The organism is Bacillus pacificus (assembly GCF_020861345.1).
Lineage (GTDB): Bacteria > Bacillota > Bacilli > Bacillales > Bacillaceae_G > Bacillus_A > Bacillus_A pacificus.
On the sequence record NZ_CP086328.1, the window covers coordinates 4407916 to 4426850 of the forward strand.

Annotated in this window: 17 protein-coding genes; 4 read left to right on the forward strand and 13 right to left on the reverse strand. The window is 35.7% G+C overall.

All coding sequences use genetic code 11. The features are described from left to right. Nucleotides 1–13 precede the first annotated feature (13 nt). The 7 genes from LMD38_RS22855 to LMD38_RS22885 all read right to left on the reverse strand — a co-directional run bounded on the left by LMD38_RS22855 (nt 14) and on the right by LMD38_RS22885 (nt 6392). Nucleotides 14–658, reverse strand: coding sequence for an amino acid ABC transporter permease (locus LMD38_RS22855; protein ID WP_000345968.1), 645 nt, complete (start codon nt 656–658; stop codon nt 14–16). Further along, on the reverse strand, nt 659–1315 hold the full coding sequence (locus LMD38_RS22860) for an amino acid ABC transporter permease (protein WP_001112660.1): 657 nt from the start codon (nt 1313–1315) through the stop codon (nt 659–661). A gap of 70 nt (nt 1316–1385) precedes the next feature. Then, nucleotides 1386–2216, reverse strand: a complete 831-nt coding sequence (glnH, locus tag LMD38_RS22865) for a glutamine ABC transporter substrate-binding protein GlnH (RefSeq protein WP_228919986.1) — start codon at nt 2214–2216, stop codon at nt 1386–1388. 12 nt (nt 2217–2228) lie between these two features. After that, on the reverse strand, nt 2229–2957 hold the full coding sequence (locus tag LMD38_RS22870; RefSeq protein ID WP_014893317.1) for an amino acid ABC transporter ATP-binding protein: 729 nt from the start codon (nt 2955–2957) through the stop codon (nt 2229–2231). Nucleotides 2958–3093: 136 nt separating this feature from the next. Beyond that, nucleotides 3094–4554: an alanine/glycine:cation symporter family protein gene (locus tag LMD38_RS22875; protein ID WP_000387151.1), complete on the reverse strand. Its 1461-nt coding sequence runs from the start codon at nt 4552–4554 to the stop codon at nt 3094–3096. A 156-nt stretch (nt 4555–4710) separates the two neighbouring features. Continuing rightward, nucleotides 4711–5682: a phosphotransferase enzyme family protein gene (locus tag LMD38_RS22880; RefSeq protein ID WP_061183795.1), complete on the reverse strand. Its 972-nt coding sequence runs from the start codon at nt 5680–5682 to the stop codon at nt 4711–4713. A 23-nt stretch (nt 5683–5705) separates the two neighbouring features. Further along, nucleotides 5706–6392: a CPBP family intramembrane glutamic endopeptidase gene (locus LMD38_RS22885; RefSeq protein WP_062821500.1), complete on the reverse strand. Its 687-nt coding sequence runs from the start codon at nt 6390–6392 to the stop codon at nt 5706–5708. Nucleotides 6393–6543: 151 nt separating this feature from the next. On the opposite strand from LMD38_RS22885, the gene gerKA reads away from it, so the two are divergent. The 3 genes from gerKA to gerKC are packed head-to-tail and all read left to right on the forward strand — an operon-like array spanning nt 6544 to nt 10238. Beyond that, complete coding sequence (gerKA, locus tag LMD38_RS22890; protein WP_062821483.1) at nt 6544–8046, forward strand: spore germination protein GerKA; 1503 nt, start codon at nt 6544–6546, stop codon at nt 8044–8046. Beyond that, the gene (locus LMD38_RS22895; protein WP_227585415.1) at nt 8027–9133 is read left to right on the forward strand and encodes a GerAB/ArcD/ProY family transporter; all 1107 of its coding nucleotides are present in this window, start codon (nt 8027–8029) and stop codon (nt 9131–9133) included. Before gerKA ends, LMD38_RS22895 begins: the two co-directional genes overlap by 20 nt. Next, complete coding sequence (gene gerKC, locus LMD38_RS22900) at nt 9114–10238, forward strand: Ger(x)C family spore germination protein (RefSeq protein ID WP_033678277.1); 1125 nt, start codon at nt 9114–9116, stop codon at nt 10236–10238. The genes LMD38_RS22895 and gerKC overlap by 20 nt, the downstream gene beginning before the upstream one ends. A 31-nt stretch (nt 10239–10269) precedes the next feature. Here the strand turns inward: gerKC and treC are convergent, their stop codons facing one another. The 3 genes from treC to treR form a co-directional block, all read right to left on the reverse strand. Then, entirely contained in the window at nt 10270–11931 is a 1662-nt protein-coding gene (treC, locus tag LMD38_RS22905) for an alpha,alpha-phosphotrehalase (RefSeq protein ID WP_062821481.1), read from the reverse strand. A 13-nt stretch (nt 11932–11944) separates the two neighbouring features. Next, complete coding sequence (gene treP / locus LMD38_RS22910; protein ID WP_000513952.1) at nt 11945–13372, reverse strand: PTS system trehalose-specific EIIBC component; 1428 nt, start codon at nt 13370–13372, stop codon at nt 11945–11947. A gap of 140 nt (nt 13373–13512) precedes the next feature. Then, nucleotides 13513–14223, reverse strand: coding sequence for a trehalose operon repressor (gene treR / locus LMD38_RS22915; protein ID WP_000987251.1), 711 nt, complete (start codon nt 14221–14223; stop codon nt 13513–13515). A gap of 449 nt (nt 14224–14672) precedes the next feature. On the opposite strand from treR, the gene LMD38_RS22920 reads away from it, so the two are divergent. Then, a complete protein-coding gene (locus LMD38_RS22920; RefSeq protein WP_000448457.1) occupies nt 14673–16070 on the forward strand; it encodes an amino acid permease in 1398 nt (465 codons plus the stop codon). A 25-nt stretch (nt 16071–16095) separates the two neighbouring features. Here LMD38_RS22920 and LMD38_RS22925 read toward each other — a convergent pair whose 3' ends face one another. From LMD38_RS22925 to LMD38_RS22935, 3 genes are all read right to left on the reverse strand, one after another. Next, nucleotides 16096–17802, reverse strand: a complete 1707-nt coding sequence (locus LMD38_RS22925) for a putative bifunctional diguanylate cyclase/phosphodiesterase (RefSeq protein WP_016716448.1) — start codon at nt 17800–17802, stop codon at nt 16096–16098. Nucleotides 17803–18259: 457 nt separating this feature from the next. Then, nucleotides 18260–18607: a cobalt transporter gene (locus tag LMD38_RS22930; RefSeq protein ID WP_153019362.1), complete on the reverse strand. Its 348-nt coding sequence runs from the start codon at nt 18605–18607 to the stop codon at nt 18260–18262. A gap of 9 nt (nt 18608–18616) precedes the next feature. Continuing rightward, a complete protein-coding gene (locus LMD38_RS22935) occupies nt 18617–18835 on the reverse strand; it encodes a hypothetical protein (protein ID WP_000274348.1) in 219 nt (72 codons plus the stop codon). Between the last annotated feature and the right edge of the window lie 100 nt (nt 18836–18935).

Sequence of the window (18935 nt, forward strand, 5' to 3'; positions counted from 1 at the left end):
TATATTGTAAGAGTCAACGGAGTTCTAACCTTCTCGATAAAATTGATAAACTATAATTTACGATAAAATACATACAAGCTACTACTATAAACGTTGGAATCATATAATTTACATTTTGTCCGCTAATAATTTGAGCATTATGAATAAGCTCTGGCAGTGATATAACGACTGCTAGCGCTGTATCTTTCAGCAATGAAATAAACTGACTGACAAGCGGCGGAACCATTCTTCTTAATGCTTGTGGTAAAATAATATGCCAAAGCGCTTGAACATACGTTAATCCTGAAGATCTTGCGGCCTCAATCTGTCCTTTTTCAATCGATAATAGACCACTTCGAACAATTTCAGATATCATTGCTGCTTCAAATATTGTTAACGCAACAATTGTAGCTGTTATAATTTCTAATTTCAATCCTGCTTCTGGAAGTGCAAAATACGTGAAAAATATAATTAAAAGTAGTGGTAAGTTTCGAATGACTTCAACAATAATCCCCAATATTTGTGAGACGACAGGTATTTTCATGTAGCGCAATATTCCTATTACACTACCAATAATAAAGCTAAGTACAATCGCTACGAGCGCTACCTCTAACGTTATAAGTAGTCCTTTTAATAAAAACAGAATATGATCTCCTGTAATTGCTCCCTTAAAATCCATTTACACCGCCTCCTTTGCTAAGCGTTTTTCTAAATAACGCACTAACATACTGAGCGGAATTGTTAATATTAAATAAAACATCCCGACAAATATATAAACGTCGAACGTAACAAACGTCTTCGTTGAAATTAAATCTCCTTGATACATTAAATCCATACCAGCGATAATTCCGAGTATGGAAGAGTTTTTTACTAAATTGAGAAATTGATTTCCTAGAGGAGGGATTACGATTTTCATCGCTTGGGGTAAAACGACATGGTACATCGCTTGCGTGTAAGTCAATCCTGAAGAACGTGCTGCCTCCATTTGGCCTTTCGCGACTGATAAAATACCAGCGCGAATGACTTCCGCAATAAACGCTGCCGTATATACGGTAAGCGTAACTGTTCCTGCTACAAAACCATTTAAAGTAATTCCTATTACAGGTAAAGCGAAATAGAATATAAATGCAATTAATACGAGCGGAATATTTCTTACAAATTCTACAATAGCAGCTCCCAACCAGTTTAAAATGCGAATCGGTGCAATACGCATTACCGCTAATATTATGCCTAAAATAAAACTGCCTATTAATGCGATTACACTAGACATCACTGTATATTTAAATCCTTCTAAATACATATCAATGTTATTCGTTAATATAGAAAAATCAGGCACATATTCTCCCCTCTTTCTTTACAAGAAGAGGATGAGTACTCTCATCCTCTCGCTTTTACTATTTATCACTTTACTTCTCTGGTTTTTGCCCAATCCATTTCTCATATAATTTGTCATACTCTCCACTTGCTTTCATGTCTTTAATTAAGCTATTAATCTCTTTCGTTAAATCATCTGCACCTTTTTGCACTGCAATTCCGTACGGCTCATCCGTAAAAATTTTCCCGACAACTTCATAATTTGAATCTTGTTTTGCCATGCCGTAAAGAATTGCATTATCTGTCGTTAAAACATCACCTTTTCCTGCTTTTAACGCTGTAAATGCCTCACTATAATTTTCAAATTCTAATACAGTCGCTTCTGGTGATTTTTGGCGAATGTTATTTGTCGATGTTGAACCTTTTACTGCTAACATTTTTACGCCCTTTTTCACATCATCAATACTTTTAATATTGCTCCCTTTTTTCACGAGTAACGATTGCCCTGCTTTAAAATATACATCTGAAAAATCGACTTCTTTTTTACGTTCTTCTGTAATTGTCATTGTTGCAATAATCGCATCAATGTCACCGTTTTTCAGTAGTGGAATACGCGTTTTAGATGTTACCTCTTTCAACTCTAGTTTCTTTTCATCCCCAAGAATCTTTTTCGCAAGCGCCTTTGCAACATCAACATCAAATCCTTCTACCTGCCCTGTCGAAGGATTTTTCAATCCAAATAAGTTCGTATCATTCTTCACCCCAACTACTAACTTCCCGCGCTTCTTAATTTGCTCAACGGCTCCGCCTTGCTTCGTATTGGTTTCTTTCGCGTCATCTTTTTTACTTCCGCATCCAGCAACGACAAGTACGAATAGACATGAAAATACGATTAACGTAAACAACTTTTTCATTTTAAGCATAAAACTCCTCCTTTAATGGTTTAACACTCGGCTTAAAAATAGACGCGCTCTTTCTTGTTCAGGGCTCGCAAAAAATTGCGCCGGTGTTGTATCCTCAATGATTTTGCCATCATCCATAAATAAAATCCGATCGGCTACCTCCCGTGCGAATCCCATCTCATGCGTGACAACAACCATCGTCATCCCTTCTTTAGCTAGCGTTTTCATAACATCAAGTACTTCCCCGATCATCTCCGGATCAAGAGCAGACGTAGGCTCATCGAATAGCATAATTTCCGGCTGCATCGCAAGCCCTCTAGCAATTGCCACCCGTTGCTGTTGTCCTCCAGATAATTGATGTGGATACACGTTAGCCTTCTCTGGAATTCCTACTTTCTCTAAATAAAACATCGCTGTTTGTTCTGCTTCCTCTTTTGAAATTTTATTTACTTTAATAGGTGCTAATGTAATATTTTGAAGAACTGTTTTATGTGGATATAAATAAAAATGTTGAAAGACCATTCCGATATTTCGGCGTAATTCATTCATATCTGTTTTCGCATTGTGTACCTCCGTATTTTGTACGATTAACTCTCCATCTGTAATTGACTCTAACTGGTTTATACACCGAAGTAATGTACTTTTTCCTGATCCTGAAGGCCCAACAACTACTACCACTTCACCTTTTTTCACTTGCACATTAATATCTTTTAAAACTTGAAAGGTACCATAATATTTATTTACGTTACGAAACTCTATCAACATACTCACCCCTTCTCCTAACAAAGCATGTACATTCTTTTTATATTCAAAAATAGGCAAAAAAATAACTTCCAGCCTCATTTTGTCCATAAAAAAAGCAAAGGAATTTCCCCTTTGCTTTTTCATTTCTATTCCATTACGATACTTCTTCTTTCTTATCTTTTCCATATTCATGCTCCCAGAAATCAGCATTTTTAATTCCTAATGGCCCTGGATCGAATACTGGATCTTTTCCTTCTTTTTTCTGCTTTTCATAATCCTTTAATGCAACTAATGCAGGTTTTTGTAATAGTAAAATCGCAATGATATTTACCCATGCCATAATTCCTACACCGATATCGCCTAAAGCCCAAGCCGTTGCTGCTGTTTTGATACAACCGTAGAATACAGCTCCTAAAAATACAAACTTTAGTACCATAGACAGCCAAGGGCGGTCTTTATCACGATTTAAGTACGCGATATTCGTTTCTGCAATGTAGTAATACGCCATAATTGTTGTAAATGCAAAGAATAGTAATGAGATTGCAACGAAACCGTTTCCAAATCCAGGGAAAACAGATTCTACCGCTGCCTGTGTATATCCCGGCCCTGGCTGAGCACCATTTAATTTATTTACGATAAAGTTTTTTCCGCTTGCATCAAATACGTTATACATGCCTGTAATAATCATCATAAACGCTGTTGCTGAACAAACAAATAATGTATCAATGTAAACGGAAAATGCTTGCACTAAACCTTGCTTAGCTGGATGTGATACTTCAGCTGCTGCCGCTGCATGTGGCCCTGTTCCTTGCCCTGCTTCATTAGAATAAATACCACGTTTTACTCCCCAAGAAATTGCTAAACCGATAATACCACCAAATGCTGCTTCTAATGCAAAAGCGCTTCTTATAATTAACATAAATGCTTCTGGCAATTTTTCAATATTCATAGCGACAATAACACAAGCTACTAAAATATACCCAACAGCCATAAACGGTACGACAACTTGCGCTACGTTAACAATTCGTTTTACTCCACCGAAGATGATAAGAGCTAATACAACAACTAATAAAGCCCCTGATAGAGTAGTATTAATTCCAAAAGCTGTCTCTAAACTTACAGCAATACTATTTGCTTGCACACCCGGTAATAAAAGCCCCGTTGCAAGAATTGTCGCTGCAACAAATACTAGAGCATACCATTTCACACCTAAACCTTTTTCAATGTAATAAGCAGGTCCACCGCGAAACTGTCCCTGATGCTTTGTCTTATAGATTTGTGCTAATGTAGATTCTACATAAGCTGATCCTGCTCCTAAAAAGGCTACTGCCCACATCCAAAATACAGCTCCTGGTCCGCCGAAGGCAACCGCCGTTGCTACCCCAGCTATATTCCCTGTTCCAACGCGTCCAGATAACGAAAGTGCTAACGCTTGGAATGAAGAAACACCCGCCTCTGATTTTTCTCCTTTAAATGTCAGCTTCACCATTTCTCCTACATGCCTTACTTGTAAAAACCTCGTTCGAATTGAAAAATATAAACCTGCTCCTAAACATAAATAAACAAGTGCTGGACTCCAAACAATATTATTTAACCAATTTACGAAAGCTTCCAATATTCCCCCTCCTTTTATCAAGAATATTCAGAATATATAAAAATTATAAATGTATACCGAATCTATGACAATATTATTTTAATAAAATAAACATATTTTTGTATAAAAAAACAAAGTATATATTTGTTTTATATACTTTGTTTTGAACAGAATGTATTATATATTCACAATTGCTTCTTTTTTTATAATTCTTTCGTATAGCTCTTCTGATAATTTCAAGAAGTTATCAGGCATATCTTTCCCTTTAAACTTCTTTTGAATCGTGCCATATAAACCTATATCGCGTAAACGTAAAAATAACGGCAATGATTCATACCAACTATCCGCTAGCTTATGTTCATATTCGTATCCTTTTCTTAACACTTGTAATTGTTTACGAGCAAAATCGGTCTTCTCTTCCGCTGTCCACGGTGTAAATAGAACAGAGTAATAAAGAACCATCGCTAAATCGTGTATAAAGTAATTATAAGCCGCATCATCAAAATCAAAGATTGTTAGCTCTTTACCATCATAATGAAAATTACCTGGATGAATATCACCGTGCATAAGGCCGAACGTTTCTCTTTCAATTGGAAGAGCCTTTATCTCAGCCATTAATACCGCAGCGATTTTTTTCACTTGATCATCTTCTAATTCATTAACAACCCCACTCTCATCTTCTTCCCACGTATCACGATGATCCGTTTTAGGATAGTTCATTGTTAGACGATGCAGTTGTCCAATCGCTTTTCCCCATGCTTCAAAGAGAGGCTCGCCCCAATAAGGCGATTCTTCTCCTTTTACTTGCTCCCCTTTTGCATATGTAAATAAGGAAGCGAAAAAGAAAGTCCCATCCTCTGCTCCGATTTCTTCTACAAGATTTTGAGACGTTGAGTAAAGAGGTCCCGCTACCTTTGCCCCGTTTCCCGCAACATATCGTAAAAAATCTAGTTCAGCCTCTACCTCTTGTTTAGATCGATGCGAAGAATGCGTTAAACGTAATACATAGTCCTCATCATTATCACCCTTCGCCTTAAAAATATAATTCTCAAAATCTCCAAGCGGCTTCTCTTCCACTGTTACATGAAATGCCTTTGCTGCTCTTGCTAAAATTTCTTTTGTAAAAACTCGTTCTACTGCTATTTCCATATGTATCCCTCCTATATATCTTCTTAATTCGACACAAATGTGAGAAGTACTGCTATGAAATTGAATAATGCGTGGACAATCATAGCCGATAAAATAGAATTTGTTTTCTCATATAACCAAGCAAATACTACTCCACTTAAAAAGTTTACTGGTAATGTGTTATATGTTGGAATATGAACAACAGTAAATATTATGGAACTTATAAGTATACCGCCCCACATACCATACCTATCACGAAAAAATGTATAAAAAACACCTCGATATAAAATTTCTTCATAAATCGGTGATATAATCGCTGCTCCAATTACCGCGATACAAAACGAATATATTGATTTATCCTTTTGGACCGTCTCCGTTTTACTATTTTCAAAAGAAATCCCCATTTTCTCCATTATCACTAATACAGCAATACTAACTACAATTAAGGCAATCAATGCTATAACTGTCCAGAAAAAATCTTTCCATGAAAGCTTTCGAATTCCAATATCTTTCCAAGACAGTTGATATCTTTTTATACAAAAAAGATAAACTACAGTAGTAAATATCACTGCCATTATAAATCCCATTAATACTCCAGCATATAATGAGTTCCCTATTATTTTTAAAGCATATTCATAAAAAAGAGCTTCAACTGTTACTGGGACAATAAGAAATACGAAAACTAATAAATATAAAATTTCTTTCCATCCCCACATACTTTTCAAAATCATATACTCCATCCCTCCACTCCGTGTTTCTTTAAGTATAGAAGGTGACGTAACGTAACTTTCAAGTTTATTTTTTTCAAATAACCCAAGCATAAATTTCTCACAAAAAGCAAAAATTAACAGGAGTAACTTTATTCTAATAGAGGTGGAAATTATGACTGAACAGGAAAATTCAAAACAAGATAATAGTAAAAAGTATATGTTTCCATCACTTTCAGAAAACATTAATTATATCGAAAATAAGTTCTGTCATTCAGACGATATAAAAAAATTAGATCTCCCTTTTCAAAACGGAAAAGGAACAATCCTATATATCGAATCTTTAGCAGACCCAAATCTAATTCATCAATTAGCCCTTGAGCCTTTATTGACGCGGTCAGATTTAGCTTTAGATAAAGCTTTTTCTACATTAAATATGAAAAAGGAAACGAATTTAAATTATGGCGTGCAGCTCTTATTACAAGGCAAATCATTATATTTTCATGAACAAGTCGACAGTTTTTGTATTTTCGAAACAGCTTTATCTTTAAAGAGAGATATAGCAGAGCCTGATAATGAAGGGATTGTACGTGGACCACATACTGGTTTTGTAGAGGATCTAGCAACTAATTTAACCTCTATTCGTAAACTCATTAAGAGTCCAAATTTAGTTGTTAAGTATTTTACAATCGGTGAAGAAATGCACACGAAAGTGGCAATTGCTTATATGCAAAATATAGCGAATGACGATTTAGTTACAGAAGTGAAAAGAAGATTAGAAACGATTAAGACAGATGCACTTATGCCTCCAGGATATATACAAGAATTTATAGAGGATACGTCTTTCTCACCATTTCCGCAGCAATTAAATACAGAGCGTCCAGATAGGACCGCTGCAAATTTAATGGAAGGACGAGTTGCTATTTTATCTGATGGAGATCCAACAGCGCTTATCGTTCCTGTTACGTTATTTGCCTTCTATCAATCACCAGACGATTATAATAACCGCTGGATTGTCGGTTCTTTCGTCCGAATGATTCGCTTAGTGAGTTTTTTGATTGCTTTTCTCTTACCAGCTATATATATCGCAACCGTAGCCTTTCATCCTGATGTACTGCCGCTTGAACTTGTGTATACAATTAAAGCTTCATTAGAGAAAGTACCGCTCCCTCCTATTTTTGAAGCTCTCTTAATGGAGCTAATTTTCGAATTATTACGGGAAGCTGGTATTCGCTTGCCGAGCCGAGTTGGACAAACAATCGGTATTGTAGGCGGTTTAGTAATTGGGGATGCAATTGTAAAAGCTGGACTCGTTTCTTACACAATGATTATCGTTGTAGCTTTAACTGCAATCTCATCTTTTCTCGTTCCATCAAACGATATGAGTTCAGCAGTTCGAATTCTTCGTTTTCCATTAATGCTCCTTGCTGCCCTATTCGGATACGTAGGAATATCATTCGGTCTCATTATAACTTTCGTTCACCTATGTCAGCTTCATTCTTTTCATACACCATATCTTTCTCCTGTTGCACCAATGCGGATTAAAGATATGAAAGATTCTTTTGTAAGACTACCAATTTGGTCATTTTGGGAACGACCACATGATCCAAAACCGAAAAAAATGCAGCGCCAACATGTAACGAGAGAGGATGAGGACGGTGACAAACACGCAAAGTAAAATTTCGCTAGTTCAATTTACCTTTTTCGTTATTCAGTGCCAAATCGGAGTAGGCATACTTTCTCTACCGAACCGCCTTCACCCGATTGCTAAAGGCGGTGGGTGGATTTCTGCACTCATCGCTGGGCTTGCGATTCAGCTTATTATTTTACTTATGTGGCTTTTCTTAAAACGATTTCCTGATGCAGATATGTATGAAAGTGTTTGTATGCTATTTGGGAATAAGTTTGGAAAACTATTAGGTTTTGCTTATGTTTTTTATTTTACCCTTATTGGTATGACGGTTATGTTGAATGCTTGTAATGTCATTAAAGTGTGGATATTACAAGCAACTCCTTGGTATGCCATTCTCATACTATTTACAATAGCTTGTTGTCATGTAGCCTATAACACATTTAAAGTTATCGTAAGATTTTACGTCATGGCCTCTATTCTCATTTTACCAATGGCTCTTTTAATCGCCTTAGGACTCACGCGAGCTGATTTTTCTTATATTTTTCCGATTACAGAGGCTGGATGGTGGAATATTATTCAAGCATCTAAAGAAACAATTACAGCTATGTATGGTTTTGAAATTTTTCTTATCGCTTTCCCCAAAGTAAACGGGAGTTCTGTAGCAAAACTAAAGGCCATTTCTATCGCTAATGGATTTGTAACTCTTTTTTATACTTTTACTGTTTGGATTTGTTTTATCGTATTTAGTCCAAAACAAATTGAGCTTATTCCAGAACCAGTTGCTTACTTACTACGCTCCTTGCATATCGGGATCATAGACCGAACTGATTTACTATTCATACCAATATGGATGATAACAGTTGTGGCTTCTATTGCTAGTTATTATTGTGCCGCTTCAATCGGCATTGGACATATATTCAATCTTGCTAACCATAAAAAGGCTGTTCCAATCGTTGGTATTATTGCTTTTAGTGTAGCCTTATTTATCGATACACCAGAGGAATTAAAAGTAATTTCAACTTTCACTGATAAGTTCACCTATATTTTCATCGTTGTCCTCCCTCTTTTATTTCTACTTTATTCAGTAATAAGAAATAAGAAAGGAGAACAATATGTTCAAAAAAAGAGTTAAATTACTTTTTATATTATGTACGAGTTCCCTCCTTTCTGGCTGTTGGGATCAAGAACCATTAAGAGAAGCAAGGTTAGCTTATAGTATTGGATCTGATATTACGGAAGAGAATAAACTCCAGCAAACAATTGAGCTCGTAAAAAGTTCAAGCGGAGAGCAATCTTCATTCGAAAATGAAATACATTCAGCAACGGGGCATAACATAAGGGATACAAGCGATGCTCTAAAAAAAAATGTGACTGGAAATATTCGCTATTTCAAATATGGTGTTCAATTACTAGGAACCAAAATTTTAAAAAAAGGGATACTACCCTATTTAGATGTCAGTTTTCGGGACCCAACAAACCCAACTGCTTTAGTAAAACTTATTGCAGTAGATGGTGAAACATCCGAAATACTGAAAAAAAAGAATGTCGGAAATTTGTTAATTGGAGATTTTCTAAAGAAAAAAGTGAAAAGCTTAGAAGATATGAGTGTATTTCCAAAAGAAACTTTAGAAACAGCTGCTACAAAAATGTTAGATCCCGGTAAAGACTTTACCCTCCCTTCTATAAAAATAAAAGGAAAAGAAGTAATTACAAACGGATTAGCTTTATTTAACAATGATAAATTGACCGGGCATTTACCTTTAAAACAATCTGTTTTATTCGTATTATTAACTGGAAAAATGGGAACAAGTGCCCGTATAACCCAAAAACTTACTAGCGATGAATCCGAGAAGACATCTGACTATTTAACAATGGAAGTGAGCAATCGGAAATTAAAACGAGACTTAAAAATAACAACAGATAAAAAAGGAAATGTGTATGCTCACATTAAGCTTCAATTAAAAGTTATAGCTCTTGAAGCTCCGAGAGATAATCTTTACAAAATGGATGAAAGAAAAAAACTAAATAAGGAACTATCCAAACAGCTCACGAAAGAAGCGAAAAAAATAACGAAAAAGTTACAAAAGGCAAATTGTGATGCTTTCGGAATTGGTAGACATCTTATCGCTTATCATCCTGACCTATGGAAGAAAAAAAATTGGAATAAAGATTATGCAAAAGTAAAATTTAAGCCTGAGGTAGAAGTAAGCATTTTGTATAGTGGTGTCTTAAAATAAAAAGTTGTATGCCACGCAGGCATACAACTTTTTATTTCGTATATCGATATACAATTGATTCATATGGTCTTAAGTCAAGGTTTGTAATATCCTTGCTGGAATCTTTATGATTCGACAGTAATACTTCTTGTTTCATTCCATCCAATTGAACGTGCGCTGGTACAGAGTACGTTATTTCCTCTCCATAGAAGTTATTGATAACAAGTAGCACTTCACTTTCTGTAGTACGAGTATATGCCCAAATTTTAGGATCATTTTCATCCAAAATAGCATATTCTCCTTCTGTAATTACATCATACGTTTTTCGAAGTTCGATTAACTTTTTATAATGATAAAATACAGACTCTTTATCTTCTAGTGCCTTCTCTACATTTATTTCTTTATAGTTTTCAGCCACTGAAATCCAAGGTGTACTTGTTGTAAAACCACTGTTCATCTCTTCATTCCACTGCATTGGAGTACGGGAGTTGTCACGAGATTTTTGTTTTAAAATCCCGATAATCTCTTCTTTTGATAATCCTTCTTCCAGCTTTATATCGTATATATTTAACGATTCTACATCGCGATATTGCTCAATAGACTCGAATTTAGGATTCGTCATACCGATTTCTTCACCTTGATAAATGTAAGGTGTGCCCTGCAACATATGCATAGCTGTCGCTAACATTTTCGCAGATTCATTTCGGTACTCCTTATCATCACCAAAGCGTGACACAATACGAGGCTGGTCATGATTACACCAGAATAACGCATTCCATCCCCCGCCCTTTTGCATTTCAATTTGCCAATTAGACATAATCTCTTTTAATTTAATAAAATCAAAATCAGCCTTCGTCCACTTATCACCATTCGGATAATCAACTTTTAAATGATGGAAACTAAACGTCATACTTAATTCATTACGCTCAGGGTTTGAATATTTAATACAATTATCAATTGTCGTAGATGACATTTCTCCAACTGTAATTACATCTTTCCCTTCAAAAACATTTCGGTTCATTTCTTGTAAATATTCATGCACACGTGGGCCATCTGTATAATATTTACGGCCATCGCTTGTCGCTGTACTTCCGTCATCATTTAAGAATTGTTGATCTTTTGAAATTAAATTAATAACATCTAATCGGAATCCAGTTACCCCTTTATCAAGCCAAAAGCGCATCATATCATATACTTCTTCACGAAGTTTTTCATTTTCCCAGTTTAAATCCGCTTGTGTCTCATCAAATAGATGTAAATAATATTGCTCTGTCTTCTCATCATATTTCCAAGCAGATCCACCAAACTTAGATTGCCAATTATTTTTTTCATCACGCCAAATGTAATAATTTCGATATGGACTATTTTTATCTTCCTTCGCTTCCTTAAACCACTTATGCTCCGTCGAACTATGATTTACAACGATATCAAGCATAATTTCAATATTACGTGCTTTCGCCTCTTCTAAAAGCTCTTCAAACTCTTCCATCGTTCCGTAAGATGGATCAATACGGTAGTAATCACTTACATCGTATCCATTATCATTTTGTGGTGATTGGTATATCGGTGTTAACCAAATATAATCTACTCCGAGTTCTTTTAAATAATCTAGTTTCTCTGTAACCCCTTTTATATCACCGGTTTCTTTATTGTAATAGCTATTAAAGCTCTTCGGATAAATTTGATAAACTACACTTTTATGCCAATCCTTCATGTTTAACTTCCTCCTACTTCTGTTTTACTCGCTTTGCAAATAACCACGTTAACGTAAATGGGATTACAACTGCGATAATCATTCCGACAATAAACATGGGAATCGATTTCGGAATGATAGAAATAAATGCTGGTAATCCGCCAATTCCGATAGCCGGTGCTAATACACCATTTAACGTAATAAATATTGCTGCCACAGCCGATCCTATAATTGCTGCATAGAACGGGAATTTATTTCGTAAGTTTACACCAAACATAGCTGGCTCTGTGATACCGAAATATGCCGAGATTGCTGATGTAGATGCCATACTTTTATCATTTTGATTTTTAGAAATCCAGAACATCGCAAGTGCCGCACTACCTTGCGCAATGTTAGAAAGAGCAATCATTGGCCAAATGAATGTACCCCCGTGTTGTGCAATTAATTGTAAGTCGATAGCAATAAACATATGATGCATACCTGTAATTACAAGCGGTGCATATAATGCTCCAAACAATACTGCTCCAACTACTGGTACTGTTTCATATACACCTACTAATCCAGCTGTTAATAAATCTCCAATATGACGTGTAACTGGACCAATAATCCCTAATGCTAACACACCTGTTACGACAATCGTTGTAATTGGTACAACTAACAATTGAATTGCATTTGGTACATGTTTCTTTAAGAAGATTTCCACTTTACTTAATACAAATGCTGCTACTAAAACCGGCAAGATTTGACCTTGATACCCTACTTTTTCAATTTGAAATAATCCTAAAATATCGAAGTACTCAATCTTTTGTCCATCTAAACCAGTTGCTGCTTTTCCGTAATCCCACGCGTTTAATAATGCTGGATGCACAAGCATTAATCCCATAACAATTCCTAATATCGGACTACCACCAAAACGCTTCGTTGCTGACCAACCGACAAGTGCTGGTAAGAATACGAAAGCTGTATTCGCCATCATATTAATTAAATCCCAAAGCCCACTTAAGTTTGGATACACATCTAATAAATTTTTACCTTCAAAAAATAAGTCCTTCGCCCCTAATAGGTTGTTAATTCCCATTAGTAAACCAGCTGTTACGATTGCTGGTAATATCGGCATAAATACATCTGAAAATACTTTTACAAACTTTTGAGCTGGATTTAGCTTTTGGTTTCCAGAATCTTTTACATCAGCTACTGTCGCTTCCTTCATACCTGCAAGCGTTATCAATTCAGCATATACTCGATCAACATCTCCTGGACCGATTACAATTTGAAATACCCCAGCGTTATGAAACGCTCCCTTCACTAATGAAACAGACTGCAATTTATCGTTATCTATTTTACTTTCATCCTTTAAAGCGATACGGAGTCTCGTTACACAGTGCGCAGCTTGTTCAATATTGTCTTTCCCGCCAATATACTGCAACACTTCCTCTGCTGTTTTACGATAGTCTTTCCCCATATTCCCGTCCCTCTTTTCTTTTTTTGATACCGTTTACAATTACATATTAACTCGTATATATAAGTTAGTCAACACTCGTATATACGAGTTTGTCGTTTTTTTATAAAAAAAGAGCTGAAACGTTATTACGTTCCATCTCCTTATTTTCTCCGCGCCACATCCGAAAAATGAAAAATATCTAAGCGGTGGCGGGATTCTGTATATTCGAACTGACTTCCATCATACAAATGCGTAAAGTTTTTCACGACAACAACATAGTCTGTTCCATTTAAATCTAAATACTTTCTATCGTCCTCTGTACATGGTTGCACTTCAATTACTCTCTGTGAGTAACTAATATGAAGACCTAGTTCTTTCTCAATATATTTATAAATGGATTGCGCTGCAATTTCACTCGTTAATCCAGGAATATATTCCGATACAAAATGATTAATATCCAAAATTACTTTTTCTCCATCAATATTTCGTACGCGTTTAATATGATCTATGTCTGTTTTCTCTTTCACATTTAATAGCTTTGCAACCTCTTTTGTCGCTTTTACTTTCTCCATTTCCACGACTTCTGTAATACAATGGCGTCCTAAACGTTCATTTTCTTCTTGGAAACTTACAATACCACCAAAGTTAAATTCAATGTTTTTTCGCTTTAAAACAAAAACACCTTTTCCGTGTATTTTTTGAACATATCCACGTTCTTGTAATAAATCTACAGCTTTTCTTACAGTACCGCGGCTCGCTTCATATTGCTTCATTAATTCAGTTTCTGATGGGATTTTGCATCCCTCTTTTAATTGCCTATTATCAATAGAATTACTGATTTCTGTATAAATTTGTTCATACTTACTCATCATCTACAATAGCCCCTTGTCACCTTCTAGTTCTATATGTATTATACCATGCTACACTCTTCTGCCAATCTCTCACTTATTTTCCAGTATAGGAAAAATAAAGGTAAATATTTAATCTCTAAAACGTATTTTTATAAAAATTTTTATATTTTTCTTTTCATTCAAAAAAACATGTAGTATACTAACTTCAAAATCAGAGGAGAAAGGGAGCAAAGAACTATGCTTACTTATACAACAATTGTAGTTACATTTGCACAAAAACATCATCATCATACGTAACCCTTGAAACCTAGCGGAAAAATTACGCGTAGGTACAAGGGTTATTCCCGTTGTACCTACGTTAGGCGAAGAGCCATGTAGGTATTTTTTATCTACATGGCTCTTTTTTTATTGCCAAAAAGCTAGTAAAAAATGATGTTTAAGCAAATCTTACTACAAAGGAGTTAACAAAAATGGAAACGAAAAAATGGGGATTATGGGTTTTAACAGCTTTTGTTATCGGGAATATGGTTGGCGGTGGCGTATTTATGCTCCCAGCGAATTTAGCACAAGTATCAGGTCCAATGGGTTCTACACTTGCATGGAGTATTACAGGACTTGGCGTATTTATGATTGCACTCGTATTTGGAAATTTAGCAATCCGAAAACCAGAATTAAAAGCGGGGCCACAAAGCTATGCCCAAGCGATGTTCCCTTCAAAAAAAGCGGGTAAAGTTGCAGGCTATAGTATGGCATGGGGATATTGGGCTGCGAACTGGGCTGCAACAGCATCTGTTATTATTTCCTTTGCTGGATATTTATCAACATTCTTTCCAGTTTTACAAAGTAAGCAAATTCTCTTTTCAACGAACGGATTTTCACTAGAACTTGGAAAAGGATTAACGTTCCTCGTATGCAGCCTTATGTTATGGGGAATTCAATATATTCTTTCTCAAAATATTGATCGTGCTGGAAATATGAATCTTCTTGCTACTATTGCAAAAATTATTGGATTTACAATGTTTATTGTAATCACATTATTCATTTTCAATGCCTCTAATTTCGGAGATGGGCAAACATTTATGAATGAAGCAGGACAATCCATTTCTTTAGGTGGACAAATCAATTCAGCTGCTATTGCAACACTTTGGGCGTTCATCGGTATTGAATCGGCTGTCATGCTTTCTAATCGTGCAAAATCTCAGCGCGATGTAAAAAAAGCTACGATTTTCGGATTAATTATCGCTCTTCTTATTTACATGTCAATTACTCTACTTACAATGGGCGCTCTCCCGCAAGATGCTTTAAAAGAGTCTCAAAAACCATTAGTAGACGCATTAAATTTAGCAATTGGCAATAAAGGTGCCTATATCATGGCTCTACTTGCACTTGTATCTTTATTTGGATCTACAGTGGGCTGGATTGTTGTTAGTTCAGAAGTACCTTATCAGGCTGCAAAGAACGGACTTTTCCCTAAGCTTTTCGCGAAAACGAATAAAAAGGGTAGTCCTTCAAAATCATTATTGATTACAAATGTAATGACGCAGATTTTCTTGTTCTCAACGATTTCTGGTACCGTATCAGAAGCTTATAATTTCGCTATCGTTGTAGCAACATTAGCTTATTTAATTCCATACCTTGTTTCTACGCTGTACCAATTCAAATTAGTTATTACAGGAGAAACGTATGATATAATGCCTGGCTCTCGAATAAAGGACGGCATCATTACTACATTAGCATTCATATATTCTATTTGGGTTATCAAAACGGGAACTGCTGATTTAAAAACGTTCTTCTTAGGAATCGGATTGTTCGTATTAGGTCTGATTCTCTATCCAATACTAATGAAAAACTCACAAAAAATGAATTAAAAAAGAGAAGCTACGCTTCTCTTTTTTATATGAAATCTGTAGTTAACTTTTCTTTTAACTCTCCTACAGATAAAGGTTTCGCATAATAAAATCCTTGCACATAATCACAACCCATAGATTGTAATAAACTTTCTTGCTCTACTGTCTCTACCCCTTCAGCAACTACTGCTAAATGTAAGCTATGGGCAATTTCAATAACAGATTTTACAATCGTTCGCTCTGGCTGTGCATGATCATAATGAAATTCACGAATAAAATTACGATCAATTTTTACTATATCCAGCGGTAGTTGTTTTAAATAATATAAGGAAGAATAACCCGTTCCGAAATCATCTAAAGCAATTAAAATACCCATATTTCTTAATTCTTGTAATGTAGCAATAATATAATCAAAATGACGAACAGCAATGCTTTCCGTTATTTCTAAAATTAAACGATTCGGTGGAAATCCAGTTCTCTTTAAAATGCTACGTACAGATAAAATAAAACGCTTTTGCATTAATTGTTGTATGGATAAATTCACAGATAACTTTAGTCCTTCTTCGTACTCTGGCAATGTTTTAAACAAGCGACATGACTTTTCTAATACCCAGTCTCCTAATTTTATAATAAGTCCAGATTCTTCAGCTACTGGGATAAATTCGTCTGGCGAAATCGGTCCTTCTTCTGTTGAACAACGTGCTAAAGCTTCAATACCAGTATATTTCTTCGTTTTCAAATCAATAATAGGCTGCAACGCCACCTCTAACTCTTCATCACGAATTGCCTTTTGCAAAGCAAATTCAATTTTCATTCTACGATTTATTTTCGCACGTAACTCATCTGTAAAGAAGCACGCTGCATTTCTTCCCTGTTCTTTCGCACTATACATAGCTAAATCTGAATTCTTCAATAGAGTTTCTACATCTTGTCCATCTTGCGGATATGAGCACAGTCCTAGACTAGCTGAAATGTATACTTCATGACCTTCAAGTATAAATGGCGCCTGAAAGCATGACAACACAGATGTCGCTAGCTGCCTCATCTCATCTTGTGTATGATTTTTTGTTAACAACACAAATTCGTCGCCACCCAGCCTAGCCAGAACATCTTTCTCTCCTAGCACATAATGCAACCGTGAAGCAACTTCGCTTAAAAGTAAATCTCCTATCATATGACCTAGCGTATCGTTTACTAATTTAAAACGATCCAAATCAAAATAAATCATACCAAACTCTCTTTTATCTGCAATTAATTCGTTAACAGTCGTTATTAATTGTAGACGGTTCGGTAAACTCGTTAAAGCATCATGATACGCAAGCTCCCTATAACGACTTTCGCTTAACCGTAACCTCTGTTCTGCTTCTTTCCTACTACTAATATCATTTCGGATCGCAATAAATTGATAGGGCTCTCCTTTTTCATTTAAAAATGGAACAATTGTTGTTTTAACCCAATAATATGTACCATCTTTTGCTTGATTTCGAATCTCACCTCTCCATACTTTTCCGCTCAAAATACGCTTCCATAGCATTTGAAAAAATGTTTTCGGGTGATGTCCTGAATTTAAAATACGATGATCTTTCCCTATTAACTCTTCTCGTGTATATTTGGAGATTTCACAAAACTTATCATTTACATATGTAATAAGACCCTTTCGGTCTGTAATCGCAACAATTGAAGACTCATCTAATGCTAACTTTAAATCTCGCAATGAAGATTCATATAATGCATGACCTCTTTGTTCTAGCATGCGCATCTCTCCTTGCTTCCTATCTGACTAAAACACAACTTGTTTCTTTTCATAGAAATAGAGATATTTCATTTCCTAATAATCGCCCTTTACATACATCATGTTTTGAAATATGCCGATTAAAATAACATAATATTATTTGTAATAAAAAGCAATATAATACCGTTTCAATTATACGTAGTAGTTTCTTATAGCTAACTCTATACAACTCTTCAGGAACATATATAAAGTGAAACTTTAATTAGTGGGGGGTGTTGATCTCCGCCTAACTTCTTTGCTTCCGCTGAATTTTGAGGTGGGGGTCTTACTGCCCGTTAATGCGTGATAAATTAAAATTATTATATATGTTTTTTGAATTATAATAACAAAATATTAACATATTTTCACCTTAATTTTGGAAGTATTTTATAAATAAATACCGTATTAAATAAAAAAAGAGGATAGCCTCTTTTTTTATTTAATACGGATATGGTGTTGGATATGAAACTGGATATGGCGCTGGATATGGCGCTGGATAAGTTACTGGGTACGGTGCTGGATAGTATCCTCCACCTGCTGCACCCGTTAATGCACCTGCTGTAAGCCCACCTAACACACCTCCAGCAAAACTTCCAGGGAAAAATCCACCGCCCCATGAGCCTCCACCCCAGCCCCATCCACCTCCGTGATGATGATGGTGGTAATCATGGTGATTGTGCCCTCCATGGTGGTGATGTCCCCCATTATGATGATGACCTCCATGATTATGACGATAATACAATCCGTTATTTTCTATATAATTCATGTTTTCCCTCTCCTTTTTCATGTTCTCATCTTAATAGGTATTGTATGAATAATACGGATCTTGTTGGTAACCTGTATAATAAGAATAATCCGAGTAATACGGATAACCATATCCACCATAACCAAACCCAGGGCTGAGTAAAGCACCTGCTACAAAACCTGGGAAGAACCCCCCACCAAAAAATGGTGAATGTCCAAAACCACCATGAAAACCACCGTGACCAAATCCTCCAATTGGACGCCCATACATTTTATTCACCCTCCTTTTCTCTTTAAAAACGTAACAATACACTGTATGTAGGACAAATGCGGAAAGTATGGGGAAATACCTACATTTTGTAAAAAACAGA